A 25,793-nucleotide genomic window follows, 5' to 3' on the forward strand; every position below is an offset into this window, starting at 1 on the left:
TCTATATCGATTGTCATGGATGCATCGAACGAACACGCGCTAAACGACGAGCTTCTCCAAGATATCCAGCGCCTGTCCTTCGAGTATTTTCTCAACGAGGCCAACCCTGCCAACGGCCTAGTCGCCGACCGCAACACGCAGGCGTCGCCTGCCAGCATAGCCGCCGTCGGGCTCGCTTTGTCGTCCTATCCCGTCGGTGTCGAGCGCGGTTTCATGACGCGCGATGCCGCAATCGAGCGGACGCTCGCCACGCTTCGCTTCTTCTGGAACGCCCCGCACGGGCCGGAGCCCGATGCCACCGGCTACAAAGGTTTCTACTATCATTTCCTCGACATGAAGACCGGCCGCCGCGTCTGGAATTGCGAACTGTCCACGATCGATACCGCCCTTTTGCTTGCCGGTGTTCTGGCCGCCGGCGCTTATTTCGACGAGGACGATGAGCTCGAACTGGAAATCCGCCAGCTTGCCGATGCGCTCTACCGCCGTGCCGACTGGCGCTGGGCGCAGAACGGCGGCGCCACCGTCACCCATGGCTGGCGGCCTGGAAAAGGCTTTCTCCGCTACCGCTGGGAAGGATTTGACGAGGCGCTGATCCTGTACGTCCTGGGTCTCGGTTCGCCGACCCACTCGCTAACTCCCGAGAGCTACGCGGCCTGGCTGTCCACTTACAAATGGAAGACCATCTACGGCCGCGAGGTGGTCTATGCCGGCCCGCTTTTCATCCACCAGTTCTCGCATATCTGGATCGATTTTCGCGACATCCGCGATGCCTTCATGCGCGATCACGACCGGGACTATTTCGAAAACAGCCGCCAGGCGACGTATCTGCAGCGCGATTACGCAATCCGCAATCCGAGGGGGTTCGCGGGCTATGGCGAGAATTGCTGGGGCGTCACCGCCAGCGACGGCCCAGGTCCGATCGCGCGGCGAGCCGATGGACGCCGCTTCTTCGGTTATCTCGCCCGCGGCGCACCGTTTGGCCCCGATGACGGCACGCTGTCGCCATGGGCGGCAATCGCCTCCTTGCCTTTTGCGCCGGAAATCGTGCTGCCGGCGCTGCGCCATTTCCACGAGATGGACCTGCGCGACGGCAACCCTTACGGCTTCACCGCGAGCTTCAACCCGACGATCGCTGCCGACGACGGCCGCGCCTGCGGTTGGGTATCGCCGGACCATGTCGGCATCAACCAGGGGCCGATCGCCCTGATGATCGAGAACTACCGGTCCGACTTCCTGTGGCGATTGATGCGCCGCGTGCCGGCCATCACCACAGGACTGCGCCGGGCCGGGTTTTCCGGCGGTTGGCTGTGACAGGCGGCGATCCTTCGCGCGGGATCGTCAAGGCATCAGCGCGACCTTGCCGGTCCGACTCCACCATCCGGCCAAGGGAGCCGAGAGCGCCTCTTCACGTGAATGAAAAAGGGCGGCGCAAACGCCGCCCTTTGGAAAAATCATCGGTCCTTGGGAGGATAAGGCTCAGGCCGCCTGGGCTTCGCCGGCAATCGCGTCGGCCTGACGCGCTGCCTTGAGCACGCGGGCCCACCAGGCAACGTCGTTGACCAGCGCCGTGGCAGCCTGGTTCAGATGCTCGATCTCCTCGAGCTTCTTCTCGCCCTGGCGCACCGCCAGGAAATCGCTCCAGGCAATGTGAACGGCGGATTTGACCGGCGCCATCTGCAATTCGACCGCGGCAAGACGCAAATGTTCGACAGCGCGCGAGCCGCCGACGCTGCCATAGCCGACGAAACCGGCCGGCTTCTTGTTCCATTCATTGGCGGCGTAATCGATGGCGTTCTTCAGCACGGCCGTCGGGCCATGATTGTATTCGGCGGCGGTGAAGATGAAGCCGTCGAATTCGGCGACCTTCTTTTGCCAGCGCTGGGCAACTTCGTTCTGCGACGGCGCCCAGGCGGACGAGGCGACCTCGTCGAAGAAGGGCAGCGGCCAGTCGCGCAGGTCGACGGTCTCGACGTCGATGTCGGCATGAGATTTCGCGATCTTGGCGATCCACTGGGCGGGCACATCGGCGAAACGCGCGGCGCGTGTCGAACCGACGACGATGGCGATTTTGGGCTTGGACATGGGGCTCTCCATATATGCAAAAAGCTGGTATCGTTTGGATACCGGCGCTATATGAGATACTGACAAATGGCAGCGCAAGGAGGCACCGTTATGTTACTGAGGCACCCGCACAACACCGAAGACTGCCGCGCCGTCTCGGAAATCCTGCAGCGCGTCGGCGACAAATGGACCGTTCTGGTCGTCGGCAAGCTGGGCGGCGGACCGCTGCGTTTCAATGAGTTGCGCGCCGCTGTCGGCGGCATTTCGCAGAAGATGCTGACCACCACCTTGCGCGGTCTTGAGCGCGACGGCTTCGTCACCCGAACCGTGTTCCCGACCATCCCGCCACGCGTCGACTATGAGCTGACGGAGCTCGGCCATGAGCTGCTGGTGCCGGTCGGCGCGCTCGGCGAATGGGCGCGGAAGAACACCTCGCGGGTCCAGGCGGCGCGTGAAAGATTCGATGGCGTGCACGCCTGAAAACCGTTGCCCAGCAATAGTTTACGGATTTTGCCGTCGACGACGCGTACCCGGGTTTAACTGGATCCGCCCTGGCATCGTTGGTCGCGCCATCGCGACATAGCTGCAGCGTTTCGTTCGCCGGCGCATGATCATTTTGAGGCTGACGAGGTCTTCCGCTGACGGGCCCTCAGGCCTTTGACGCAGGGTTGCTGCAACACACTGCGCCGCACGTCTCTACCCTTGCAGACCGCTGGGCAGTCCGCTCGTTGCCAACGGTCCGGTCGTGCGTGCAGGCAACGCTTGGAAGCTCTTTCCTGATCTCGGTATAAGCGGTCGTGCCAAGCAGGCAGATCACCGCGACGAGGGCCGCCACGAGCCAGCCGTTCAGCATGTGTTGACGCATTGTCTTCCCTCCGCCGCCCGCAGAATCGGATGTGAAGGCAACCATTGGATGTCGCGCAGCGCATCGCCCGCGCGGGGGATGTTACATAAGCGCAAGCTTGGCAGAATCGACGATGTCAACTTTCGGTTGGAATCGGCTTCGGCTTGCCGTCGCTATCCAGCGCCACCATGACGAAATCGGCGTGGGTGACCTTCTCCATCAGGTCGGAGAGGTAGCGTTGCGCCCAGGCCTCGACCTTGAGCGTCATGGAGGTGCGGCCGACGCGCTCGACATGGGTGTAGATGCACAGCGTGTCGCCGATCTTCATCGCCTTGGCGAAGGACATTTCCTTGACCGCCGCCGTCACCACGCGGCCCTTGGCCCGCTCGGCCGCACGGATGCCGCAGGCAAGATCCATCTGCGCCATCACCCAGCCGCCAAAGATGTCGCCGGCCGCATTTGCATCGGCCGGCATGGCGAGCGTACGCAAGGTCAGATCGCCGATCGGCCGTCCGTCCGCGTAATGCACCATCCGAGATTCCCCTAAAGCGATAGCCCTTGATCCCGTAGCGTCACGGGCCCAAGAGGTCAACGCGACGGGCGAGGCTCCCGGCGCAATGTCGGTTCCATGGTGGCTTTTCCGACCAGGCGTCTCACGGTCGCTTTTTTCACAAGCCATGCCGGAAGCCGCAGGGGCGCGGCCAAGCCGTCGCGGATAGGCTGCGCTCAGTTTTGCGGAGCCGCCAACACCAATCATGCAGACTTATGACTTCATCATCGTCGGCTCCGGCTCGGCCGGCTCGGTTCTGGCCGACAGGCTGTCGATTTCGGGCCGCTTCTCCGTGCTGGTGCTGGAGGCCGGCGGCAGCGACCGCCGCTTTTATGTCCAGATGCCGCTCGGCTACGGCAAGACCTTCTTCGATCCGGCGGTCAACTGGAACTACAAGCCCGAGCCGGACCCCGGCCTTGCCGGCAATGTCGACCATTGGCCGCGCGGCAAGCTGCTTGGCGGCTCCAGCTCGATCAACGCCATGGTCTGGATCCGTGGCGCGCGCGAGGACTTTGACGACTGGCGCGATGCCGGAAATCCCGGTTGGGGCTATGACGATCTGTTGCCGGGCTTCAAGGCGCTTGAGGACAATGAGGCCGGCGCCGACAGATGGCGCGGCACCGGCGGGCCGCTGCATATCACCGACACGACGAACGCCGTCCATCCGCTGACCAGGCGCTACCTCGCAGCCGGCCAGCAGGCTGGGCTGCCGCTCAACCCTGACTTCAACGGCGCCGCCCAGGAAGGCGTCGGCGTCTACCAGATCTCGACCAGGAATGGCCGCCGCATGTCGGCCGCGCGCGCCTTCCTGCGCCCGGCGATGAAGCGCGCGAATGTGCGCGTCGAAGCCAATGCGCTGGCGACCAGAATCCTGTTCGAGGGCAAGCGAGCCGTCGGCATCGAATATCTGCAGAACGGCGAGACCAAGACGGCGCGGGCCGGCCGCGAGGTGATCCTGTCCGCCGGTTCGATCAACTCGCCGCAGCTGCTGCAACTGTCCGGCGTCGGCCCCTCGTCACTGCTCAAGGGGCTTGGCATCCCGGTCGTCCACGGCAACGAAAATGTCGGCGCGCATCTGCAGGACCATGTCGGCATCAACTATACCTTCAAGGGAAACGTGCCGACGCTCAACCAAATCCTGCGGCCCTGGTGGGGCAAGCTGCTGGTCGGCATGCGGTACATCCTCACCCGCTCCGGCCCGCTGTCGCTGTCGATGAACCATGGCGGCGGCTTCTTCCGAACCGACCTGGCGTTTTCGCGCCCCAACATGCAGCTTTATTTCCAGGCTTTCTCGACCGTCATTCCGAAGAGCGGCGAGCGGCCGATCCTGACGCCGGATCCGTGGCCGGGCTTTTCCATCGGCCTCTCCAACTGCCGCCCGTCCAGCCGCGGCGAGATCATGATCCGCTCCAGCAATCCGCTGGACTATCCCAGGATCGTCGCCAACGCCTATTCCACCAACGCCGATGTCGACGAGATGCTGGCGGCGGTGAAATTCGTGCGCAAGATAGCCTCGATGCCCGCCATGGCCGAGATCATCACTGAGGAGGTTTTGCCGGGCCCATCGATCCAATCGGATGCCGATCTGATCCAGGATTTCAGGAAGCGCTCAGGCACCGTCTATCACCCGGTCTCGACGTGCCGCATGGGGCCGGGCGCCGGGGCCGCCGTCGTCGACCCGCGCCTGAAAGTGCACGGGCTCGCAGGTCTGCGTGTCATCGACGCCTCGATCTTTCCCGCCAACATCACCGGCAACACCAACGCCGCCTCGGTCATGACCGGATGGAAGGGCGCCGAACTGGTTCTGGAGGACCAAAAATGAAGATCACCGACGTCAAGACCTGGGTAGTCGGCAACCCGCCGCCCGGCATCGGCGGCAAGTATTTCATCTTCGTCAAGCTGACCACCGATGGCGGCGTCGTCGGTTACGGCGAGGCCTACAACGCCACCTTCTCGGCTCACATAACAGCGAAGCTGGTCGAGGACATGGCCGAGCGTTACCTGATCGGCCACGATCCGCATGACATCGAGACCTTCTTCCGCCGCGCCTATTCCTCAGGATTTACCCAGCGCCCCGACGTTACCGGCATGGGCTGTTTCTCGGCGCTGGAAATGGCCTGCTGGGACATTGTCGGCAAGGAAGCCGACAAGCCGGTCTACAAACTGCTCGGCGGCCAGGTGCACGAGACGCTGCGCTCCTACACCTATCTCTATCCGCACACCGGCAGCGTCCATTCGGAGGACGCGCCGGACGGCCGGAACGTCTACAATGACCCCGAATTGGCGGCCGCCTGCGCGCTCGAATATGTCGAGCAGGGGTTCAACGCCGTCAAGCTCGACCCGGCAGGCCCCTACACCGCCTTCGACGGCCACCAGCCGCGCCTGATCGACATCGATGTCTCCACCCGCATGGTCAAGGCGATCCGCGAAGCCGTCGGCACCCGCGCCGATATTCTGTTCGGCACGCATGGCCAGTTCACCGCATCGGGTGCGCTGCGCATGGCACGCGCCATCGAGCCCTACGATCCCTTGTGGTTCGAAGAGCCGGTGCCGCCCGACATGCCCGAAGTGATGGCTCAGGTGGCGCGAGGCACGTCGATCCCGATCGCCACCGGCGAGCGGTTGACGACCAAGTTCGAATTCGCCCGAATCATCGAGAACCGCGCCGCCACCATCCTGCAACCGGACCTTGGCCGTTCCGGCGGCATTCTCGAAACCAAGAAGATCGCCGCCATGGCCGAGGCATACCACATCCAGATCGCGCCGCACTGCTATTGTGGGCCGATCGTTGGGGCCGCCAACATCCAGCTGGCGGTGACGCTGCCCAATTTCCTCATCCTGGAATCGCTGAAGCAGTGGGACGGCTTCCACGCGACACTGCTCAAGAAGAAGATCGAATGGCAGGACGGCAATGTCATTCCATCGAAGGAGCCGGGCCTCGGCGTCGAGCTGGACGAAGCGGTCTGCGACGCGCATCCCTACACCGGCAAGGACCTGCATTTGCAGATGATGCAAACGCCGCTGATGCCGTGAGCGAACGCTACGCCTTCATCGGCCTTGGCCATCTCGGCGGCAACCTTGCCGCCAGCCTGTTGCGCAACGGTTTTGTCGTCATCGTCTTCGACCGCGACCCCGCCGCCGTCGAGCGCCTCGTGGCGCTCGGCGCCACGGCCGCGACCAGCCCGGCCGAAGCGGCGGCACAGGCCGGCAATGCCATTACTTGCCTGCCCTCGCCCAAGGTCAGCGAAGCGGTGCTGGCTAATGCCGGCGGCCTGCTCGAGGGTCTGCCCAGGGGCGGCTCCTGGATCGAGATGTCGACCAACGGCCGCGACGAGATCCTGCGCCTCGCCGCCCTCGCCGCGGCCAAAGGCATCGAGACGCTGGAGTGCCCGGTCACCGGCGGCGTGCATCTGGCCGCGGTCGGAAAGATCACCGCGCTTGTCGGCGGCGATGCTGCGCTTTACGAGCGCCATCGTCCGGCCATCGAAGCGATGTGCGCAAAGTCGTTCCTGATGGGTCCGGTCGGCTCCGCGGCGGTGATCAAGGTGATCACCAACATGCTGGCCTTCATCCATCTCGTCGCCGCCGGCGAGGCGCTGATGTTGGCCAAGCAAGGCGGCCTCGACCTCGCGCAATCCTACCACGCCATCGTCGCCTCCTCCGGCAACAGCTTCGTCCATGAGACCGAAAGCCAGCTCATCCTCAACGGCTCCTACGACATTGGCTTCACCATGGACCTGGCACTGAAGGACCTCGGCTTTGCGCTTGCGATGGGCAGAGAGTTCAGACTGCCACTCCAACTGGCGCCGCTTGTGAGTGAGATTTTCCTGATGGGCAAACAGGAATATGGCGGCGGCGCCTGGTCGACCCAGATCGTCAAACTGCTCGAGGATGCCGTCGACATGGATCTGCGCGCGCCCGGTTTCCCAGCCAAGCTGGAAAGCTAAGCCGGGTAAATATGTCCTGCGATTTCAGGCCTTTGGCCGGTTCGCCGGAATCGCCGCTCAAACCACCTGAATCAATCCCTCAACGCCTTGATTCAATATCTCAGCGTCAGCGCTCCGGGCAGGATCTCAAACGTCGCGGGTATACGCCCCGGCGACTCGCCATCTATGTCGACCAGCGCGCCGTTCTTCTCGACATCGCCGATAGGTTCGACCACCACTTTCCGGCCACGCAATATGGTGATGGCCGGATGGTTGCGGTGCCGGCCGCCATAGAGCAGCCGAATATCCCAGATCAGCTTCAGCTTGCCGGCCGCGCGCAGGATGACGATGTCGAACTGGCCGTCGGCGAGTTCGGCGTCCGGGGCGATCATCATGCCGCCGCCGAAGAACTTTCCGTTGGCGACCGCCACCAGCGCCATGCGCGCCTCGACCGGGGTGCCATCGTCGACGGTGATCCTGACGTCCTGGAAGCGGTAGCGGATGAACTCGACCACGGTGCGCCAGAAAAACAGCGCCTTGGCCGACATCCTGCCCTTGCGCTTGTCGGCATTGACCGCACGGTCCGTGGCGCCGGATAGGCCGAGGCTGGCGATATTGATGAAGTGCCGGCTGGCCAGCGCGCCATGGTCGTCGATGTAGCAGATGCGCCCTGCATCGACCTTGCGCGCCTTGGCTTCGGCGATCCGCTTCAGCACCGCATCCACCTCTTTCGGCAGCCCGAGCCCGCGCGCGAAATCGATGCCGGTGCCGCAAGGCAGCAAGGCAAGTTCGGTTGTCCGGCCGCTCTCATCGAAAGCCTGCAGCAATCCGTCGGCCACTTCGCTGGCGGTGCCGTCGCCGCCGGCCGCGATCACCAGCTCGAAGCCGCTTGCCGCGAGGTCGAGCGCCAGCCTTTCGGCGTCGCCCTCGGCCTGCGTCTCGCGCAGCTCGAATTCGCCGAAATGCTTTTTCAGCGAAGCAGCCACCTCCGGCCAATGCCGTTTCAGCCGGCCGCCGCCGGCAATCGGATTGAGCACCACCCCGACTTTCAATGCGCACCCTCCCCGCACCGAGCCGATAGGCTCGATGCTTTGCCTGCATTGAAGCCCGCGCCAGCCGGCGGAGCAAGGGGCACAGCCGATCAGGCGCCAAAAAGCGGGCGGGCTGTCTAATGCAGCTGGAGTCGAAATTCCGAGCTTTGTGGCAAACCGTCCCCGATAATCCCGTTATCCACAGGCTCACGCCCATTCCCCAAAACCCTTACCCGGCGTAAGTTTAACTCATCTCAGGCGGCTACCGATCGCCACGCCGAAAGGCAAAGCGAAAAGGCGGATTTCCTGAGGCCCGTACGGCCCGAAGCGAGAGCAGGCTTGCTTGTTCGAGGGACGGATGCCGAGACCTACGGGGCCGCGGAAAGCGTGCGAACGCCAACGGCGGACCGATGCTGCCATGAAGGACGGCGAAAACCTTCGATGGCGCGCCGAACGAAGCTCGCAAGGGTGGAGAACGGCGTGGTCTGGAACGGGCACTGCCCTCGGGCGGTGACTGGCAGGACCGTCAAAATCAAGGCCGGCATGGCGCGACGACTTTACGGAAGTTGCTGCCGCGACCGTGTCCTGATCTGACAGGGAGGCGCTGGGAGAAATCCCGGCGCCGACTGTCTTTTGGGCCAAGGGTCCGGTCGGCGAAGCGACGCGTAAGAAGCCGATACTTTGCTGGAACGCGATTTCGGCGCTGACGGCACCACTTCATCACCAGGCGCGGTCAGCAATTCACCGACATGATCCCGCGCCTGATCGACAGAGGCGTGTCCTTCGTCGAGATCGGTGGCAACGACGCGATCATCCTCACCGTGTTTCGGCGGCGGACTTCGCTCCGCCCAAAGGCTCCCGCACGCCGTTCAGCCAACCGGTTCCGATCGATCCGGCCACCCGTCGCACCGGCTGATCGTCGCCGTGCGCAAGCTGCACATCGTGCTGCCGGCGCTGTTCGAAGCAGGCGCGAGGCTTGAGCGCGTCTACAACTGAAGACGCGCCCTGCACGCGGCCTGCCCGGCGGGCCGAGCTACTTCTTCGGGCCGATGCCCGGGATCAAATTGAGGCCAGCGTTTATATATTCCGGCCGTATGGCGCCGCTGATGAGCGTGAAGGTGGCGAGCATGATGCTGGCCAGCGCACCGTCATGCCATGGCCTGAGGGCCAGCGCGTTGACGGCATAGGCCCAGAATGGGAAGGCGAGCATCGACATGACGATGTTGGCTCCCGGAGCCTCCGCATTGTCGGCTGAATCGCTGACCGATTTCAGATACACCGGCGTCATCGCCAGCGCGACGATCAACATGATCCATGAAATGGTCCAGACGCTGATACCGGCCATTTCAATCTTATAGATGGCTGCCTGCACCTTACCCGGAATGTCCCCCGGATCGCCTTTGGTCTCTTCCGCCACCGCATCGGTCAACGCCTTGGCAACCGGCTGCTCAGTGGCATTGACCAGGATGGAGTTGACGAAGATGAAAAATGCCACGACTTCGGCAGGCACGTACTTCGCAACCCGGTCGAGATAGCCGTCGCCGCCTTTCGATCCTTGATCTTCTTGCTTGTCATCGTCGACGCCGAGCGGAGCATCGCCTGGAATGCCCTCGAGCGTTGAATCCCTTTTCGGCACAGGCTCGGCGGACCGGACAATTCTTCCCATGACAAACCCCTCCTATATTGTTGTATCGCCCCGTGAGTATCGTAGTAGAAAACCGGGCCAAGAAACAGTTGTCGCGGCCATAGCCGACAAGATTTATTCAGGCTTCTTCCTGCAAATGCATCACGCTCCCGCCCTATCTGCTACCGGGTGTCTCGAAATCCACCTATAGTGAGCCGTACCCGAAAAACGCATCCCCCGGCTCATCGCGTGATCGCGGCCAAAATCCCGCCTTGTTCGCGCGCGATGGAAGGACTGGCTGCCGGGGGGCAATCCGAAGGACAAGACCGTGATCAAGACCGCCCTTGTCGCCATGACCATTGTCGGCTGCGACTGCGACGCCAAGCTTTGCGAATATATCGGCGAGACGCCGGCGAAGTGGGCGACTATCGCCGACTGCGAAGCGGCGATGAAAAGCCAGATGCTGCACCAGAAGAACTTCGACTATCCGCTGGTCTCTGGCATCTGCCGCAGCAAGGGGTCGGCGTCTTCTTCGCAACTGGCGGCGGCCGCATCCCGCCCGGAACTGAAGCCGGCCAGCCGGAATGTCCAAACCCCGTTGCCGCCGGAACTGAGCCATCGGCCGAGCGTTCCCGTCGGCTCCCCGACGACGGCCATGGAGGCAGCAGCGGTACGGCCCGTCGCCTACGAGCAAGTGGTCGATGGCGGAACAGGCGTGCTCTACCGCACCAGGAACGGCTACGCCGTGGTCAAGACAGATCTCGGCCGCGTCGCGTCGGCAACGGTCGGCATTGCCAAGCGGTCCGCGAACTGGCTGGCGGGGCTGGTGCCGAGCGGGTTGTGAGCGGCCTGCCGTTCGGACCATACCACGCTGTCGCACTGCCGTTGAAAACTCCAGATAGATGCATGATGGTGTCAGGCATCGACACGCAGGAGCGCCATTTCATGAAGCATGCAGTTCGAACCGTGCTGTCCCTGGTGCTGGCCTTGGCGCCGATTCCGGCCGGTGCGCAGGATTCCGGCCAGGGCGGCGACAAGGTTGTAGGCGTCGCCAGGGACGATCCGGACATGGCGGCGGCCATTGCGCAGGCGCGCGCCAGCCTCCATGAATTCCTGTCCTTGTCGGATGCGCCGCCAGCCGGGACAACCAGCTACAAATTGAAAGTCGAGGTCAGGGACGGAGACGCCTCGGAGCATTTCTGGATCATCCCCTTCCACAAGACCGCGACCGGCTTTGCAGGAACATTGGCCAATGAGCCGCAAGCGGTGCACAATGTCGTGGCCGGCCAGGAACTCGAATTCAACCGGGACGATATTTCCGACTGGGGCTACACCAGAAACGGTCGCCAGGTAGGCAGCTTCACCGTCTGCGTGATGTTCAAGACGATGGCGCAAGAAGACGTCGAATATTACCGCCAGAACTACGGCTTCGACTGCTGAGGCGCGGCAGCCTGGCTAATGCATGCGCCCAAACAGGACCGCCGTTTTGGGGCAACGATATGCATGAAAACAAGACCTGAAGCGCGTCGCATGAATTCGTTTCGACGCGCGGCGCTTTAGGCCTCGCCATCCGTCGCGCCGATCTTGCGCACCAGCGCCGCGGTCGCCAAGATCGCGCCCATATCGGCGATCATCGGCGCGATGTGCTTGGTGTAATCGAGCGGCACGGAAATGGCGGGCAGTTCGAAGAAATTCTTCGGCTGCGGCAAGAGCAGGAAACCATCGCTGCCATTAAGTGCCACCCGCGCCGGATCATCGCGCCATGTCTCGTGCAGCCATTTCAGCGCCTGCGCCAGCCGGCCGCTCACCAGCGGCTGCGCGGCGGCGACATTGTCGGTGCGAAATTCGTAGTCGCCGTCGAGCAGCGGATCGCCGCTGGACAGTTCCTCCATCTTGCCGGCGAAGATGCCGCGGAAGAAACCGACCACCGCGTTGCTGCGGCGCGTCGCGACCAATATGCCGGGGAACGGCGCAATGGTCTCGAAGGCGACGACGACGCCCTTGAAGACCGTCGACGAGCCTTTGCCCGACCCTTGGCGCAACTCCGCCTCGTAGAGCTCGAACGGAAAATCCTCGTAGCGGCCTGATACGATGTCGTCGAAGCTCTGCCGGTTGAAGGCGCCGACCACGGCGCGCGGCAGCCGGTCGAAGGAATTCGGCGTCACGCTGTGCTGATAGCGCACATCCCTGATGAAGCCGAAGATGATCGGCAGCAGCGTGTCACGGAACGATTGCTGCAGCCGCGTCGCCGGCCTGATCGCCAGGAAGTACAGCAGCAGCGCCGCGAAGAAACCGCCGACATAGAGGAACACATGCGGCGTCGAGAACCATTGCTCGTTCAAGTCGGCGACCTTGTTGAACAGCCAGGCCACCAGCACGACAAAAACCAGCAGCAGCCCCAGAAACACCGGCACCCGCCAGCGCACCTGGCGGTAGGCCGAAGCCCGTCCAGCCTCATAGATCTCGATATTCTTCCTGATGCCGGCGACCACCGCTTCATCAGGCATGAACTCAGCTGCTTCCATCGCCCCCTCGCAAAGTCCGTTTATGCCTATAATAGCGGGAAAGTGGTCAGTCGCCAAAGATCGCCTTCAGCCTGGCTTCGACCTTGCCCTTCATCCGGCCAGTCAGCGCCTCGACCGGAACCAGCCGCTCATGCCCGCCTGCGCGCAACCGCATGAAGGCATGCATCCGGTAGCCGCCGATCGCGCCGCGCTTGCCGAGATCTGCGCTGACATCGACGACGAAAATGCCGGCGATGCGGCCGGGCCAGGGCTGCCGCGCCAGCGCCGTGCCGAGGAAGTCGCCAAGCCCGTAAGCCACGAGCGTCTTGCCGACCCATTGCACCGGCTGCACGACATGGGCGTGGTGCCCGGCAATCAGCCCCACGCCGTGACCGGCCAGCAACCTCGCCAGCGTTTGCGTTTGCGGCTGCGGAAAATGCCGGAACTCCCAGTCCCAGTGCGGCACCGCACAGGTGAGATCGATGTTCTTGTCGGCCGCGCCTCTCGGCCATGCCGCCGGATCGCCTTGCATCGAGACAAGCTCGGTGAATGGCCCGGCGTCACCATTGCGCCACAGTGTGAAGGCGGCAAAGCCGATCGTCAGCGGCCCGGCCTTGACCTGCTCGACCGGCCCTTTTTTCGCGGTGCCGATGGTGCGGATGCCAAGCCGCTTCAGCGCCGCAGCCGTCTCGTCGAAACCGGCGACGCCCTGGTCGAGCACATGGTTGTTGGCCAGCGACAGCACGAGCTTTTCACGCGCGATGCCTACGGCGGCAAGCGCCGCGGCAAGAAACCGCTCGCTCATCGCATGGTGAGTGCCAAGCCGCGTGCCAAACGCCACGCTCGGCCGCTCGACGACCGGACTTTCGCAATTGCCGATCACCAGATCGGCTGAGCCCAAGAGCTTTGCGATTTCCGGATCGCACTCCGGCGCACTACGGTTGGCCACCGCCGAAATATCGCCGACAAAGGCCAGCCGCACCTTCCGCCCCGGCGGCGGATCGATGATCGTCGTCGCCGCCCTCGGTGCGAAATCCCTGACATCGCCGCCGAGAGATGGTTTCAGGAAGCGCGGCAGCCATGACAGTTTGTAGGAAAGCGGATAATTCGACACGCGACGCCCAATCGTTTGCCCAATCGGTTAGCTTGTGTAGACGGTCTGCCCGGGAAGTGTCGACCGTCAGTCCTTGAAACACTGCCGCCGGCAGACACGGCGCCAAATGCGTGTAATGTCTGCGCATCGCATAGTGGAGGGATGAGATGACACGTTTTGCAGGCCTGCTGGCGTCCGCCCTCCTCCTGTTGGTGCCTTTATCTTCGGCCCGCGCCGCCGCGCCCGAAGCGGCAACCGCTTTGTTCGAGGCCAAAACGGTGACCGAGCGCAACGCCGCGCTTACCACGCTCGAGGCTGCAGCCCAGGGCGATCCGGCGTCAGCCTATGCCGCCGGCGCCGGCGAATTCTTCACCGCGCTGGAAATCCTCGCCGGCGGTCTGCACCGCCACGGGTTCGAAAGCCCGCAATCCTTCATGCTGCCGCTGATGCGGCTGCCGATTCCGGACAATCCCAATCCCGAACCGCTGACCTATGAGCAGTTCCGCGCCATCCTGGTCGCCTTCCGCGACCGGCTGGAGACATCCGCGGCCACTCTGGGCTCGGTACCCGCCGATGCCGATATCGGCATGGTCGTCGACCTCACCCATGCCGGCATCGATCTCAACGAAGACGGCGCCATCGCGCCGGATGAAAGCATGGCCGCCATCATGGCCTCGCTGTCGCGCGGCGGTATCTCGTCGGACGGCGCCGCTTCCTCGCTCACATTCCGCTTCGACCGCGCCGACGGTTTCTGGCTGCAGGGCTATGCCGAATTCCTGATGGCGCAGGCCGATTTCTGGCTGGCGCATGATTTCAGGACCATGTTCGACGGCTCGTTCCACATGCTGTTTCCGCGCGCCAAACTGCCGCTGCAGGACATTCTCGTGCCTCCCGCCGGCGACATGCGCAGCAGCATCTTCTCATCGGAATGGCGCATCGCGGATTTCATCTCCATGGTTCACCTCGTGAACTGGCCGGTGGTCGAGCCCGAGCGCCGTCAAGCGGCGCGCCGCCATCTGCTCGAAATGATCCGGCTGTCGCGCGAGGACTGGAAGGCGATCCGCGCCGAGAACGACAATGACCGCGAATGGCTGCCGGGACCGCAGCAGAAGGGCGAGAACCCGCTCACCGGGCTCGAAGTCGGCGAGGAGCAGGTCGAGGCCTGGCTCGCCACTCTGACCATGGCCGAAGACCTTTTGGAAGGCCGCAAGCTGCTGCCGCATTTCCGCATCACGGCCAGCACCGGCCAGGGCATCAACATGAAGCGTTTCTTCGAAGAACCGAAGCCTTTCGACCTCGTGCTGTCGATTACCGGCCCGGCCATCGCGCCCTACCTCGAGAGCGGTGAGATCTTGACCAGCGGCGAGTTCGACCAGATCCAGCGCCAGTTCGGTGGCGGTGGGTTTTTGACCTTCGCGCTGTGGTTCAATTGAGCAGGCGACCTGGCTTCGCGTAACACATCTCCTGACACCCTTGTGTCAGGAGCTTCGACCCGCTTAGCGCCCTTCGCCACTGCACTCTTTCCATTTTGGCGGACTCTGCCCATATTTGGGGCATGGCCAAACTCCCTGACAAAAAGACACCGTCTCCGGCGGGTGACAACGGCGCTTCGCCGCCGAAGCGGCGCAGCCCGCTGACCGATTTCCTCGATGCCTCGGAGCCTCTGCACAGAGGCGGCTTCGCCGAGGCGCCGCAGGCCGACTTCACCGGCACGCCGCTGAGCGGCTCGATTGCCGACTGGGCAGAGCAGATAGAGCAGGAGGCCGAGAAGGAAGGGCGTAGTTCCGGCGGCGCCAAGCCGCCGAAGGTGGCGAAGAAGATTCCGGAACGCTCAACCTCCCCCGGCCGCAGTTCGCGCGGCACCTCGATGGGCGGCGCGGCCACGGCCCGCGAGCGCACCGCCGCCGGCCTCAACCCGGTCGCCGGTCTCGACATCTCGCTGGAAGACGCCGAGACCATGGCCTCGGGCAGCGTCACCGCCACGGTCGCGGCGCTGTCGGCGCTGATCGAATCCGGCAACCCCTTGCACAAGGACGGCGTGCTGTGGACGCCGCACCGCCCTGCCCGCCCGGAAAAATCCGAAGGCGGCATCGCCATCAAGATGGTGTCGGATTTCGAGCCGGCCGGCGACCAGCCGACCGCCATCAAGGATCTTGTCGAGGGCGTCGACAACAATGACCGCACGCAGGTGCTGCTCGGCGTCACCGGCTCCGGCAAAACCTTCACCATGGCCAAGGTGATCGAGCAGACGCAGCGCCCTGCTTTGATCCTGGCGCCCAACAAAACGCTGGCCGCGCAGCTCTATTCCGAGTTCAAGAAATTCTTCCCCGACAATGCGGTCGAGTATTTCGTCTCCTACTACGACTACTACCAGCCGGAAGCCTACGTCCCGCGCACCGACACCTTCATCGAGAAGGAATCCTCGATCAACGAGCAGATCGACCGCATGCGCCATTCGGCCACGCGTTCGCTGCTCGAGCGCGACGACGTCATCATCGTCGCCTCGGTGTCCTGCATCTACGGTATCGGCTCGGTCGAGACCTACACGGCGATGACCTTCCAGATGCAGATCGGCGACCGGCTTGACCAGCGGGCTCTGCTCGCGGATCTCGTCGCCCAGCAATACAAACGCCAGGACATCAATTTCGTCCGCGGCTCGTTTCGCGTGCGCGGCGACACGATCGAAATCTTCCCGGCTCACCTTGAAGACCGCGCCTGGCGCATCTCGATGTTCGGCGACGAGATCGAGGCGATCACCGAATTCGATCCGCTCACCGGCCAGAAGACCGGCGAGCTGAAGAGCGTCAAGATCTACGCCAACTCGCACTACGTGACGCCGCGTCCAACGCTCAACCAGGCGATCAAGTCGATCAAGGAGGAGCTCAAGCACCGGCTGGTCGAGCTCGAGCGCGCCGGCCGCCTGCTGGAGGCACAGCGGCTCGAACAGCGCTGCCGCTTCGATCTTGAGATGCTGGAAGCCACCGGCTCCTGCGCCGGCATCGAGAACTATTCGCGCTATCTCACCGGCCGCCAGCCGGGCGATCCGCCGCCGACTTTGTTCGAATACATCCCCGACAACGCGCTGGTCTTCATCGACGAAAGCCACGTCACCGTGCCGCAGATCGGCGGCATGTATCGCGGCGACTTTCGCCGCAAGGCGACGCTGGCCGAGTATGGATTCCGCCTGCCCTCCTGCATGGACAACCGGCCGCTGCGCTTCGAGGAATGGGACGCCATGCGACCGCTCTCCGTCGCCGTTTCGGCAACGCCCGGCGCCTGGGAGATGGAACAGGCCGGCGGCGTGTTCGCCGAGCAGGTCATCCGCCCGACCGGCCTGATCGATCCACCGGTCGAAGTCCGCCCGGCGAAAAGCCAGGTCGACGATGTCGTCGGCGAAATCCGCGACACCACGGCCGCCGGCTACCGCACGCTGGTCACCGTTTTGACCAAGCGCATGGCCGAAGACCTGACCGAATATTTGCATGAGCAAGGCGTGCGCGTTCGCTACATGCACTCCGACATCGACACGCTGGAGCGCATCGAGATTCTGCGCGATCTCCGCCTCGGCGCTTTCGACGTGCTGGTCGGCATCAACCTGCTGCGCGAAGGCCTCGACATTCCCGAATGCGGTTTCGTCGCCATCCTCGACGCCGACAAGGAGGGTTTCCTGCGCTCCGAGACGTCGCTGATCCAGACCATCGGTCGCGCCGCCCGCAACGTCGACGGCAAGGTCATCCTCTATGCCGACCAGGTCACCGGCTCGATGGAGCGGGCGATGGCCGAGACCAACCGCCGCCGCGAAAAGCAGATGGAATGGAACGCGGCCAACGGCATCACCCCGGAATCGGTGAAGTCGCGCATCTCCGACATTCTGGATTCGGTCTACGAGAAGGACCATGTCCGCGCCGACATCTCGCAGTTCACCGACGGCGCCGGTGCGATGATGGGCAACAATCTCAAGGCTCATCTCGACGCCATGGAAAAGCAGATGCGCGACGCCGCCGCCAATCTCGACTTCGAGAAGGCCGCCCGCATCCGTGACGAGATCAAGCGGCTGCGCGAGATGGAACTGTCGATCTCGGAAGACCCTCTGGCCAAATACGCTGACATGGAGAGCCCGGTATCGGGCCGCGAGAAGGGCAAGCACAACAAGGGCGTGGCCAAGCACCGTACGGCTGAGGAACAGGAGCGTTTCCGCAAGTTCGACGACGCACGCGCGGCTGAAGAGGCGGCCAGGGCTGCCCGGTCCAACCTCTTCCGCAAACCGGCGCTCGACGAAATGGGTGCCGACGGCGCCGTGCCGGTGAAGAAGCCGTTATTTGCCAAGCCGTCGATCGACGATATGGGGCCTGGCACCGACATGCCGACACCGTCAGGGGCGGTGTCGCGCTCGCTGTTCAAGAAACAGTCGGCGCAGGAAGCGCACGGCTCCGACTTCGGCATCCCGGGCGACGCCACCAAGCCGCTGTTCAAGAAGAACTCACTGGACGAGATGACGGTTCGGCGGACCGAAAAGCCGATCGAAGGAAAAGTGCCGGCCAAGCCGCAGCCAATCTCCCCCCAGGTGGGGGAGATGTCCGGCGGGACAGGCGCGAAGGATCGCGACGCCAAGCCAATCATTCGCCAGCGCGCCGGCATCGGCTCCTATGAGGACCCAGGCGACGCGCGTCGCGAGAAACGACGGCCTGGCAAGACGGGCAGGCCGGGAAAGTAGCACCTCTTTCCTTCTCCCCTTGTGGGAGAAGGGAAGAGCGCTCCACCGCGGCCGCATCCGTCGCCCACTTGCCTCCACCCCCGCCTTTGGTGTAATCGCTCCACACACTCAAAGTTTTGTCTTGAAAGGAGGGCTGCGTGTCTATCGATCACCATCATCAGCGTGGCCCGATTTCTGCCCTGCGAGTTCGCTTGCAGGGTTGACCAGGGACATTACGGGTTTTTTCCCGTTTCGATTTTTTGGTCTGCCCTTCGTGGTGCGCAAAGCTGAGCCTGATGGCCGGCAAGCACACCGTCAAAGTGCATCCGGAGTTGTCTCCGGCGAGACCAGAGAAATCACAATGGCCCTGATCAGCCTCAAATCCTTCGGCGTCACCATGAGTGCGCCGCTGTTTTCCAACCTCGACCTCACCATCGGCACCGGCGACCGGCTCGGCATCGTTGCCGCCAATGGCCGCGGCAAGTCGACCTTGCTTAAATGCCTGACCGGCGCGCTGGAGCCGACCTCGGGCGACATTTCTCGCACGCGCGGCCTGCGTGTCGGCCATGTCGAGCAGTCGGTTCCACCTGCCCTTCTTAGCCGCACCTTCCATCAGGTGGTGGCCGATGCCTTGCCGGCCGAGCAGGCCGACAGCGAGATGTGGCGCGTCGACGTGGTGCTGGATTCGCTCGACGTGCCCGAGCCGATGCGCGAACGGCCGATGCAGGCGCTGAGCGGCGGATGGCAGCGGCTGGCGCTGATCGCCCGCGTCTGGGTCACCGATCCGGATGTGCTTTTGCTCGACGAGCCGACCAATCATCTCGACCTCGCCAAGATCAGCCAGCTGGAAAGCTGGCTGAACGCCCTGCCGCGCGAAGTGCCGGTGGTCATCGCCAGTCACGACCGCGCCTTTCTCGACGCCGTCACCAACCGCACGCTGTTCTTGCGCCCGGAGGACTCGCCGGTGTTTGCACTGCCCTATTCCAGGGCGCGGCAGGCCCTGGACGAATTGGACGCCTCGACGGCGCGCCGGTTCGAGCGCGACATGAAGGTGGCGCAGCAACTGCGCAAGCAGGCCGCCAAGCTCAACAACATCGGCATCAATTCCGGCAGCGACCTTTTGACGGTGAAGACCAAGCAACTCAGGGAACGGGCGGAGAAGCTGGAAGACGCCGCGGTATCGGCGCATCGCGAGAAATCGGCCGGCGCGATCCGGCTGGCCAACCGCGGCACCCATGCCAAGGTGCTGATTACGCTGGATGACGCCGCAGTGGAAACGCCGGACGGCACCCTGCTGTTCAAGACCGGCAAGCGCCACATCTGCCAGGGCGACCGCATCGTGCTGCTCGGCCGCAACGGCGTCGGCAAGTCGCGTTTCGTCGATCTGATCCGCAACGCCATCGCCGAGCCGGACACGGTGCCGAACGTCAAGGTGACGCCGTCGACGGTGCTTGGCTACAGCGACCAGGCGCTGGCCGGCATCAGTGGCGACGACACGCCGCTGGCCCTGGTCTCGCACCGCTACGATGTCGGCGAGCAACGCGCCCGCTCGCTGCTTGCCGGCGCCGGCGTTGTCATTGAGATGCAGGAGAAGAAGATCGGCGTGCTGTCCGGCGGCCAGAAGGCGCGGCTGATGATGCTGGCGCTGAGACTCGCCAACCCCAACTTCTACCTGCTCGACGAGCCGACCAACCATCTCGACATCGACGGCCAGGAAGCGCTGGAGGAGGAACTGCTCAAGCACCAGGCGAGCTGTGTGCTCGCCTCGCACGACCGTTCCTTCATCCGCGCCATCGGCAACCGCTTCTGGCTGATCGACAAGCGGAAGCTGACCGAAGTCGAAGACCCCGAGGATTTCTTCCGCTCAGTGGCTGAAACGGCGGGCTGAGGAACTACCACCATGGGCCGCACTGTGTTGCGGCCCATGGTTTCACATCTCCCAGAATATTTTCAGCGCTCTGTCGGATCGCCTGAACCTGCTGCGTCCTTGGGATGCCGACACGATGATGCCGGCTTCATCTGAGGAGAACGCATCATGTCCATCCTGTCATCCATAGGCCGCGTCGCCGCCCGTTACGCACAGAACCGCGCCCGCTATCGAAGCGAGCGCGAGCTTCTGGCCCTGCCGATCGAACTGCGCAAGGATATCGGCTGGCCGGAAATCCTCATCGACGCGCAAAACGGCCCGCGGATCTGCAGGGCGCCCTGACCATGCGGTCGGGAAAGATCGATGCAGGCCGCCGCGGGGCGACCGTTGCTCAGTCATGCGTATCGCCAGACAGCGGCGTCGCCTGCATCGATCGACGCTTTTCGAACGCCTCGAACCAGCGCGTCAGCCGCGCCCGCGCGCGAAAGGACGGCAGCTGGCGGAACGCCATCCAGGACAGCGTGGTGGCAAGCGCTATATGGCCGACATGGAGCGATGTCTCGGCGTCCAGCGCGCTTTCGATCCAGTCATAGCTGGCCTCGATTTTTTCCCGGTAGCCTTCGGCAAGCGCTGCATAGCGCAACTGTTCGGGCCGCCTTTCCGTCTCCCAGCGCAGGCCTATGCCCGTCTGCGCCAGGCCTTGGGCGACCGCCTGCAGCCGCAACGCCTGCCAGCGCGCTTCGCCGTCCTGCGGCAGCAATTTGCGGCCGTCATGCAGCGTATCCAGATAGGCGCAGATGACATCGGAATCGAAGAGCGGCGGCGCATCCGGCCGCAGCAGCACCGGCACCTTGCCGAGCGGGTTTTCGGCGTAGACACGGGCATTGCGCAAGGTCGGGCTGGTCTCGTGATGAATGACCTCGAGCCGGTCGGCAAGCCCGACCTCATGGGCGAAGACGAGCGCCTTGCGCGCAAAGGGCGAATGGGTCTGGTAATAGAGGATCATTGTCGTCTCAGCGGGTTGGAGAAGCAGTCCCCTTTTCTAGCCTGCTCATACCGAGGATTGCGCTCTGATTGGGCGCCGCCGACGCAAGTTCATTTCACCCCAAAAATCGCATCGGCCCAAAAAATCGCATCAGACATGTAGGATTGCCGCCGCCTCGTTCGTCCTGAGGTTCGCAAAGGCCAGACCAAGCGCCCAGACCAAACCCAAAGAGGAACAAGACATGACCGACCAGACCCCCATTCAGCCGGCCGCGAAAGTTCTCGGTGGATTGACCCCCTATCTGCAGCTGGACGGCGCCTTCAAGGCCGCCGAATTCTACAAGAAGGCCTTCGGCGCCGAGCAGGTGTTCTTCTATCCGCCCGATGAGCAGGGCCGCACCATGCACATCCATCTCCACATCAACGGCTCGACGCTGATGATTTCCGATTTCTACCCCGAAAACGGCATGCCTGCCGTCAAGCCGCAGGGCTATACCATGCAGCTCCATCTCGGCGCCGACGAGATCGATGACTGGTGGAAGCGCGCGGTCGATGCCGGCTGCGAAGTCGCAGTGCCGCTGCAGCTGATGTTCTGGGGCGACCAGTGGGGCAACATGCGCGATCCCTTCGGGGTCGAATGGGCGATGAACGCGCCGGCGAAGAAAGACTGACCACTGCTGACAAAGCTCCTCACCGGCTGACGCCGGTAAGGAGCCTTGTGAGATACTCCAAGGAGAACCTGATGTCCTATGTCGATGGTTTCGTGCTCGCCGTGCCGAAGGCAAATATCAATGACTACAAGAAGCTGGCCAACCTCGCAGGCCCGATATGGAAGGAACACGGAGCGCTCGCCTATGTCGAATGTATCGCCGACGACGTGCCCTATGGTGAGTTGACCTCGTTTCCGCGTGCCGTTCAGGCAAAAGACGACGAGATCGTCGTCTTTGCTTGGGCCGTCTATTCGTCCAGGCAAAGCCGCGACGCGGTAATGGCCAAGGTGATGGCCGATCCCCGTTTGACACCCGATTTGGGGCCCATGCCCTTCGATATGAAGCGCATGATCTTCGGCGGCTTCCAGCCCTTCATCGAGCTTTAGCCGCTGGTCAGTCCAGCTTGTCCAGCAGCGGCTTCAACCTGTCGCCATAGCGCTTCCAGAGATCGACCGAGCCCTGATACATCGGCTGGCGCACCTGCGCGGCCGAGGCCGTGCGCACCGGGCGGTCGGTCTCGTGGAACGACAGCGCCTTGTCGTCCCAGGACAGGCCGAGATGCCCGATCAGCGCCCGCGTCTGTCCCTCCTGGTCGGCCACGAAATCCTCGTAACGCACGTCATGGACGACGCCCGGCAGAACATCGTGCCAATGCGCCATGATGTCGGTGTAGATGTTGTGGAAATCGGCGAGCTCGCCCAGATCATAGCCGTAGCGGTGGTTGTCGCCGCGGAAATGCACCTTGTAGATAGAAAGGCAGGTCGCCGCCGCATCGCGCGCGCAATGGATGATCTTGGCTTTCGGCAGCATCATATGGATGAAGCCGATGAGCAGGAAGTTGCCGGGCATCTTGTCGGTGACATGCCTGAAGTTGGGATAGCGCTCATGCAGCATGTCGAGATAGGCTTGGCCCGCCTCCGCAAACTCCGCGTCGGATACATCGACCAGTCCCCAGGGGAAACCTCCCGGCATGGTCAGCGGAAATTGCTTGCCGACCGCGGTTTTCAACATGCTGAGCTCGCCCGCGCCATAGACTTGTGGATGGCTGGCGATGATCTGTTCGACCAGCGTGGTGCCGGAGCGCGGCATGCCGACGACGAAAATCGGCGTGTCGTCGGAGATTGCACTTGGCTTGTGCTTTTCGAAAAAGCCGGCGTTGAACACCGTCTTCATCGCCTCGAATTCGGCCCGCGTCCTGACCGGATCATAATCGATGCCCTTGCGGCGGATCGCATTGCCTTCAGCGAAATAGTCGAAGGCCCTGTTATAGTCCTTCAAATCGTCATTGGCCTTGCCGAGACCGAAGGACAGCTGCATGCGTGCCAGGCTGTCGGCCGGCGCCTTGGCATGCTGGGCCTCCATGCCGGCGAGTTCGGCGTCGCGCTCCTTCTGGCGCTTGACCTGCGTCAGCATCAGCCAGGCCTTTGCCATGCCTGGCGTGATCGCCAACGCCTGCCGAAACAGGTCTGCCGCTTCATCGAGCTTGCCTTTTTCCATCAGCCCGACGCCGAGCCCATGCAACATGTCGGCATCCTTGGGCCGGATCGTCAGCGCCTCGCGAAAGGTCGCCAGCGCCTCATCCAGACGACCGGCTTCCTGCAACGTTTCGGCAAGCCCGATGCGGGCGCGGACATGGAAGGGATTGCGCCCGATTGTGCCGCGATAGATGTCCTCCGCAGCCTCGAACTGGCCGAGCTGTTTCAACGCCGAACCCAGATTGTCGCGTGCCGCGAGCTGGTCGGGCTTGAGATCGACCGCGCCGCGGAAGAAATCGGCGGACGCGGCAACGCGGCCGAGATCGCGCATCACCGTGCCGAGATTGTTGAGGAAATCGGGATTCTTCGGCTGCAGACGCACAGACTGCTCGATCAGCTCCAGCCCTTCGGGGCTGCGCCCGGTCTGGTGCAGCAACAGGCCCAGGAAATGCGCCGCTGCCGGGTGATTGGCCTTGCGCGCCAGCACCTGCCGGTACAGCGTCTCGGCCTCCTGCCGGCGCCCGGCCTGATGCAGCTGCAGCGCCTGCTGCACATATTGGTCGAGGCCCAGCGGCGGCTGTCCGCCAGCTCCAGCACCCGCCGCTCTTCTCTGATCTCTGTTGATGGGAAACCTGCCGTGTTTTGTCCGCTTGCCGCGATCTAGGCCATCGGCGCTGCAGGTTCAAGGGAAGAGTGGGCTCGCCAAGGGCGCGGACCTCTTCGAAACTCTAGAGGAATTCCAGGAAAATGTAGCGTTCAAATCAGCCGGTTGCTCTCGGCGAGCCGGCGCTCCCGCCGTAGCGTGCCGTCGGTGTCGGCAATCTTGCGCCGTGCCGCTTCGTCGCTTCTTATCGTCAGGCGCACTGATATTGCCTTGGGGAAGAGGACGATTGGCTCGATTGTTGCGGTCGGACGATCCGGCGTTTTCATGAATCTCATATATTTTTGCCTTTCGTAAAAAACAATCTTAGGGGCACCGGAATAATTATTCCGATGCTCTCTAAATAAGAAATTGGCTGATATTGTTCCACGATAGCAGATTTATTAGGGGTTTATACGAGAAATTTTTTATACCGGTCGAGCCGTGGCGGAAATCAGCTTGAATAACCAACAATTTCGGATTATTGATCTGAGATCGTTTTTTGGGTCAAGCTTGGCATATAGCGGCGTCGGAGATACTCGACCCGCCAAACTCATTCCAATCGCCGATGGTTGAGTTCCCGGTTGATGCCGGAAAGCATCGACGAACCAGAGCCAAGCCAATGCCGGATCGCACCACCCGTTCCATCGCCCATTTCGCGGCACCCTTCGTGCTTAGCGGGCTGGAAGGGCAACTGCCGGCCGGCGACTATGACATCGATCACGACGAAGAGCTGATCGAGGGCATGTCGCGGCTTGCCTGGCGTCGCGTCGCCACCTTCATCCATTTGCCGGCAAGGGCGGTGAAGAACCCGGCCACCAGCCAGCTTGTCGCCATCGACTACCTCGAACTCGAAACAGCGCTGAGGCGCGACCAGGAGAACGCAGCATGATCCGCTTCCAGCAGAATGCGCGTCCGCGCACCGATACGCCCTCGCACCTCTTCGCCATCGGCCAGACCGTGCGCATGAAGAGCCGCAGCGGGCTCGCCCAGCAGACCGCCGAGCTGTTTCAGATCAAGAGCAGATTGCCGGTCAAGGATGGCTCGCCGCAATATCGCATCCGCAGCGAGGAGGAGACCTATGAGCGGGTCACCACGGAAGACAACCTCGAAGTGGCGGACGCCCCGGCTGTCCCCGACAGCCCGGCCGTCTGACACCGCACCCACCCAGCGCGTACGAAGGAGCAGACAGATGGCCAAGGGTCAGCAGCGCAGCAATCGCGAAACGCGCAAGCCCAGGAAAGACAAGGTGGTGGCCAAGGCCGCCTCCCCGTTCGGTTCCTCGGTCAAGCAAGCCGAGAGCAGCCTGAAGCCGAAGTCGAAGGGCTGACCAGCCAGGGGCGCGCCTGGCGCACCTGCCGGCAATGGACTGACGATCTCGGACTGACGATCTCGCGCAAAACTCTGCAACGGAGGCTTGCTTGACGTTCTTCGTCGAGCCGCTCGCGCGACGCCGACGAAGCCACGCTCGACAAGGTATCGCTGGACGCGCCGAACCTGCGCGCCGCCCTGCAGGGCGCCACCGCGCTGTTCCACAGCCTCGCCATGCCGCAGATCCCCGACCGTCTGCGCATTTGCGACGAGGACAGCGCAGAGCTTTATGCCGGCCCGGCCGACGGGGCGTATTCGGCGTAGGCAACCACTCCGATCCGCGACCTTGCCTTCTCCCTTGGGGGTGAGAAGCGGTCCGCGCAGCAGACGAAAAGCCAATTGTTGGCTTTTCGAGTTTCGAACGCCCTGAGCCTGCGAAGGACCAAGGGTGGTCCGGTCCACCCGCCCGGTCCCCGCTGC

At 63.2% G+C, this 25,793-nt stretch carries 25 protein-coding genes and 1 pseudogene; 16 read left to right on the top strand and 10 right to left on the bottom strand.

Annotated features, from left to right (window positions below; all coding sequences use genetic code 11):
* Positions 1-15 precede the first annotated feature (15 nt).
* Positions 16-1,311, top strand: a complete 1,296-nt coding sequence (locus NKJ64_RS02795; RefSeq protein WP_023733329.1) for a glucoamylase family protein — start codon at positions 16-18, stop codon at positions 1,309-1,311.
* Positions 1,312-1,476: 165 nt separating this feature from the next.
* On the opposite strand, the gene NKJ64_RS02800 is transcribed toward NKJ64_RS02795, so the two are convergent.
* Entirely contained in the window at positions 1,477-2,082 is a 606-nt protein-coding gene (locus NKJ64_RS02800; protein ID WP_023671992.1) for an NADPH-dependent FMN reductase, read from the bottom strand.
* 90 nt (positions 2,083-2,172) lie between these two features.
* On the opposite strand from NKJ64_RS02800, the gene NKJ64_RS02805 reads away from it, so the two are divergent.
* Positions 2,173-2,541 carry a winged helix-turn-helix transcriptional regulator gene (locus NKJ64_RS02805; RefSeq protein WP_023683744.1) on the top strand — a complete coding sequence of 123 codons (369 nt, stop codon included), beginning with the start codon at positions 2,173-2,175 and terminating at the stop codon, positions 2,539-2,541.
* Between the two features lie 500 nt (positions 2,542-3,041).
* On the opposite strand, the gene NKJ64_RS02810 is transcribed toward NKJ64_RS02805, so the two are convergent.
* Complete coding sequence (locus tag NKJ64_RS02810) at positions 3,042-3,437, bottom strand: acyl-CoA thioesterase (protein WP_023671995.1); 396 nt, start codon at positions 3,435-3,437, stop codon at positions 3,042-3,044.
* Positions 3,438-3,660: 223 nt separating this feature from the next.
* Between NKJ64_RS02810 and NKJ64_RS02815 the strand changes: the two genes are divergently transcribed.
* The 3 genes from NKJ64_RS02815 to NKJ64_RS02825 are packed head-to-tail and all read left to right on the top strand — an operon-like array spanning position 3,661 to position 7,402.
* Positions 3,661-5,277 (top strand): GMC family oxidoreductase, encoded by a 1,617-nt coding sequence (locus NKJ64_RS02815; RefSeq protein ID WP_023701603.1) that lies wholly within the window; start codon positions 3,661-3,663, stop codon positions 5,275-5,277.
* Positions 5,274-6,488, top strand: coding sequence for a mandelate racemase/muconate lactonizing enzyme family protein (locus tag NKJ64_RS02820; RefSeq protein WP_023671997.1), 1,215 nt, complete (start codon positions 5,274-5,276; stop codon positions 6,486-6,488). Before NKJ64_RS02815 ends, NKJ64_RS02820 begins: the two co-directional genes overlap by 4 nt.
* Entirely contained in the window at positions 6,485-7,402 is a 918-nt protein-coding gene (locus NKJ64_RS02825) for an NAD(P)-dependent oxidoreductase (protein WP_023683741.1), read from the top strand. Before NKJ64_RS02820 ends, NKJ64_RS02825 begins: the two co-directional genes overlap by 4 nt.
* Before the next feature lie 92 nt (positions 7,403-7,494).
* On the opposite strand, the gene NKJ64_RS02830 is transcribed toward NKJ64_RS02825, so the two are convergent.
* Entirely contained in the window at positions 7,495-8,433 is a 939-nt protein-coding gene (locus tag NKJ64_RS02830) for a diacylglycerol/lipid kinase family protein (RefSeq protein WP_023683740.1), read from the bottom strand.
* A gap of 1,012 nt (positions 8,434-9,445) precedes the next feature.
* Entirely contained in the window at positions 9,446-10,078 is a 633-nt protein-coding gene (locus NKJ64_RS02835; RefSeq protein WP_023807272.1) for a hypothetical protein, read from the bottom strand.
* Between the two features lie 286 nt (positions 10,079-10,364).
* On the opposite strand from NKJ64_RS02835, the gene NKJ64_RS02840 reads away from it, so the two are divergent.
* Positions 10,365-10,880: a hypothetical protein gene (locus tag NKJ64_RS02840; RefSeq protein ID WP_023672002.1), complete on the top strand. Its 516-nt coding sequence runs from the start codon at positions 10,365-10,367 to the stop codon at positions 10,878-10,880.
* 101 nt (positions 10,881-10,981) lie between these two features.
* Entirely contained in the window at positions 10,982-11,476 is a 495-nt protein-coding gene (locus tag NKJ64_RS02845) for a YegJ family protein (RefSeq protein ID WP_352461936.1), read from the top strand.
* 116 nt (positions 11,477-11,592) lie between these two features.
* Here NKJ64_RS02845 and NKJ64_RS02850 read toward each other — a convergent pair whose 3' ends face one another.
* On the bottom strand, positions 11,593-12,561 hold the full coding sequence (locus NKJ64_RS02850) for a DUF3137 domain-containing protein (protein ID WP_023672004.1): 969 nt from the start codon (positions 12,559-12,561) through the stop codon (positions 11,593-11,595).
* A 46-nt stretch (positions 12,562-12,607) separates the two neighbouring features.
* The gene (locus NKJ64_RS02855; RefSeq protein WP_352461938.1) at positions 12,608-13,654 is read right to left on the bottom strand and encodes a CapA family protein; all 1,047 of its coding nucleotides are present in this window, start codon (positions 13,652-13,654) and stop codon (positions 12,608-12,610) included.
* Positions 13,655-13,800: 146 nt separating this feature from the next.
* Between NKJ64_RS02855 and NKJ64_RS02860 the strand changes: the two genes are divergently transcribed.
* The 4 genes from NKJ64_RS02860 to NKJ64_RS02875 all read left to right on the top strand — a co-directional run bounded on the left by NKJ64_RS02860 (position 13,801) and on the right by NKJ64_RS02875 (position 20,535).
* On the top strand, positions 13,801-15,066 hold the full coding sequence (locus NKJ64_RS02860; protein WP_023724942.1) for a hypothetical protein: 1,266 nt from the start codon (positions 13,801-13,803) through the stop codon (positions 15,064-15,066).
* Positions 15,067-15,188: 122 nt separating this feature from the next.
* Positions 15,189-18,347, top strand: coding sequence for an excinuclease ABC subunit UvrB (gene uvrB, locus NKJ64_RS02865; protein ID WP_352461940.1), 3,159 nt, complete (start codon positions 15,189-15,191; stop codon positions 18,345-18,347).
* A 340-nt stretch (positions 18,348-18,687) separates the two neighbouring features.
* Positions 18,688-20,214: an ABC-F family ATP-binding cassette domain-containing protein gene (locus NKJ64_RS02870; protein ID WP_352461942.1), complete on the top strand. Its 1,527-nt coding sequence runs from the start codon at positions 18,688-18,690 to the stop codon at positions 20,212-20,214.
* A 147-nt stretch (positions 20,215-20,361) separates the two neighbouring features.
* Complete coding sequence (locus tag NKJ64_RS02875) at positions 20,362-20,535, top strand: hypothetical protein (protein ID WP_023672009.1); 174 nt, start codon at positions 20,362-20,364, stop codon at positions 20,533-20,535.
* 49 nt (positions 20,536-20,584) lie between these two features.
* On the opposite strand, the gene NKJ64_RS02880 is transcribed toward NKJ64_RS02875, so the two are convergent.
* On the bottom strand, positions 20,585-21,199 hold the full coding sequence (locus NKJ64_RS02880) for a glutathione S-transferase family protein (protein WP_023691562.1): 615 nt from the start codon (positions 21,197-21,199) through the stop codon (positions 20,585-20,587).
* A 220-nt stretch (positions 21,200-21,419) separates the two neighbouring features.
* Between NKJ64_RS02880 and NKJ64_RS02885 the strand changes: the two are divergent.
* A pseudogene (locus NKJ64_RS02885) lies at positions 21,420-21,761 on the top strand (VOC family protein); the annotation flags it as partial.
* Here NKJ64_RS02885 and NKJ64_RS02890 read toward each other — a convergent pair.
* A complete protein-coding gene (locus NKJ64_RS02890; protein WP_352460608.1) occupies positions 21,668-22,033 on the bottom strand; it encodes a hypothetical protein in 366 nt (121 codons plus the stop codon). The pseudogene NKJ64_RS02885 and the gene NKJ64_RS02890 overlap by 94 nt on opposite strands.
* Between NKJ64_RS02890 and NKJ64_RS02895 the strand changes: the two genes are divergently transcribed.
* A complete protein-coding gene (locus NKJ64_RS02895) occupies positions 21,920-22,273 on the top strand; it encodes a DUF1428 domain-containing protein (protein WP_352462035.1) in 354 nt (117 codons plus the stop codon). The genes NKJ64_RS02890 and NKJ64_RS02895 overlap by 114 nt on opposite strands.
* A 7-nt stretch (positions 22,274-22,280) precedes the next feature.
* On the opposite strand, the gene NKJ64_RS02900 is transcribed toward NKJ64_RS02895, so the two are convergent.
* Together NKJ64_RS02900 and NKJ64_RS02905 are read right to left on the bottom strand one after the other, a co-directional pair.
* Positions 22,281-23,915, bottom strand: a complete 1,635-nt coding sequence (locus tag NKJ64_RS02900; RefSeq protein ID WP_352461943.1) for a tetratricopeptide repeat-containing sulfotransferase family protein — start codon at positions 23,913-23,915, stop codon at positions 22,281-22,283.
* A gap of 203 nt (positions 23,916-24,118) precedes the next feature.
* The gene (locus NKJ64_RS02905; RefSeq protein WP_023689691.1) at positions 24,119-24,301 is read right to left on the bottom strand and encodes a hypothetical protein; all 183 of its coding nucleotides are present in this window, start codon (positions 24,299-24,301) and stop codon (positions 24,119-24,121) included.
* Positions 24,302-24,624: 323 nt separating this feature from the next.
* On the opposite strand from NKJ64_RS02905, the gene NKJ64_RS02910 reads away from it, so the two are divergent.
* From NKJ64_RS02910 to NKJ64_RS02920, 3 genes are read left to right on the top strand one after another with little or no spacing between them, the layout of a single operon-like run.
* Positions 24,625-24,894, top strand: a complete 270-nt coding sequence (locus NKJ64_RS02910; protein ID WP_023701590.1) for a hypothetical protein — start codon at positions 24,625-24,627, stop codon at positions 24,892-24,894.
* Positions 24,891-25,157 (top strand): hypothetical protein, encoded by a 267-nt coding sequence (locus NKJ64_RS02915; RefSeq protein WP_023814998.1) that lies wholly within the window; start codon positions 24,891-24,893, stop codon positions 25,155-25,157. The genes NKJ64_RS02910 and NKJ64_RS02915 overlap by 4 nt, the downstream gene beginning before the upstream one ends.
* Positions 25,158-25,194: 37 nt before the next feature.
* Positions 25,195-25,332 (top strand): hypothetical protein, encoded by a 138-nt coding sequence (locus NKJ64_RS02920; RefSeq protein WP_023695786.1) that lies wholly within the window; start codon positions 25,195-25,197, stop codon positions 25,330-25,332.
* Positions 25,333-25,793 lie beyond the last annotated feature (461 nt).

The organism is Mesorhizobium sp. M0062 (assembly GCF_040323125.1).
GTDB lineage: Bacteria > Pseudomonadota > Alphaproteobacteria > Rhizobiales > Rhizobiaceae > Mesorhizobium.

Coding starts and splice junctions, on each gene's coding strand:
- NKJ64_RS02795 (WP_023733329.1), top strand. CDS start 16: ATGGATGCATCGAACGAACACGCGCTAAACGACGAGCTTCTCCAAGAT.
- NKJ64_RS02800 (WP_023671992.1), bottom strand. CDS start 2,082: ATGTCCAAGCCCAAAATCGCCATCGTCGTCGGTTCGACACGCGCCGCG.
- NKJ64_RS02805 (WP_023683744.1), top strand. CDS start 2,173: ATGTTACTGAGGCACCCGCACAACACCGAAGACTGCCGCGCCGTCTCG.
- NKJ64_RS02810 (WP_023671995.1), bottom strand. CDS start 3,437: ATGGTGCATTACGCGGACGGACGGCCGATCGGCGATCTGACCTTGCGT.
- NKJ64_RS02815 (WP_023701603.1), top strand. CDS start 3,661: ATGCAGACTTATGACTTCATCATCGTCGGCTCCGGCTCGGCCGGCTCG.
- NKJ64_RS02820 (WP_023671997.1), top strand. CDS start 5,274: ATGAAGATCACCGACGTCAAGACCTGGGTAGTCGGCAACCCGCCGCCC.
- NKJ64_RS02835 (WP_023807272.1), bottom strand. CDS start 10,078: ATGGGAAGAATTGTCCGGTCCGCCGAGCCTGTGCCGAAAAGGGATTCA.
- NKJ64_RS02845 (WP_352461936.1), top strand. CDS start 10,982: ATGAAGCATGCAGTTCGAACCGTGCTGTCCCTGGTGCTGGCCTTGGCG.
- NKJ64_RS02850 (WP_023672004.1), bottom strand. CDS start 12,561: ATGGAAGCAGCTGAGTTCATGCCTGATGAAGCGGTGGTCGCCGGCATC.
- NKJ64_RS02860 (WP_023724942.1), top strand. CDS start 13,801: ATGACACGTTTTGCAGGCCTGCTGGCGTCCGCCCTCCTCCTGTTGGTG.
- uvrB (WP_352461940.1), top strand. CDS start 15,189: ATGGCCAAACTCCCTGACAAAAAGACACCGTCTCCGGCGGGTGACAAC.
- NKJ64_RS02870 (WP_352461942.1), top strand. CDS start 18,688: ATGGCCCTGATCAGCCTCAAATCCTTCGGCGTCACCATGAGTGCGCCG.
- NKJ64_RS02875 (WP_023672009.1), top strand. CDS start 20,362: ATGTCCATCCTGTCATCCATAGGCCGCGTCGCCGCCCGTTACGCACAG.
- NKJ64_RS02880 (WP_023691562.1), bottom strand. CDS start 21,199: ATGATCCTCTATTACCAGACCCATTCGCCCTTTGCGCGCAAGGCGCTC.
- NKJ64_RS02895 (WP_352462035.1), top strand. CDS start 21,920: ATGTCCTATGTCGATGGTTTCGTGCTCGCCGTGCCGAAGGCAAATATC.
- NKJ64_RS02905 (WP_023689691.1), bottom strand. CDS start 24,301: ATGAGATTCATGAAAACGCCGGATCGTCCGACCGCAACAATCGAGCCA.
- NKJ64_RS02910 (WP_023701590.1), top strand. CDS start 24,625: ATGCCGGATCGCACCACCCGTTCCATCGCCCATTTCGCGGCACCCTTC.
- NKJ64_RS02915 (WP_023814998.1), top strand. CDS start 24,891: ATGATCCGCTTCCAGCAGAATGCGCGTCCGCGCACCGATACGCCCTCG.
- NKJ64_RS02920 (WP_023695786.1), top strand. CDS start 25,195: ATGGCCAAGGGTCAGCAGCGCAGCAATCGCGAAACGCGCAAGCCCAGG.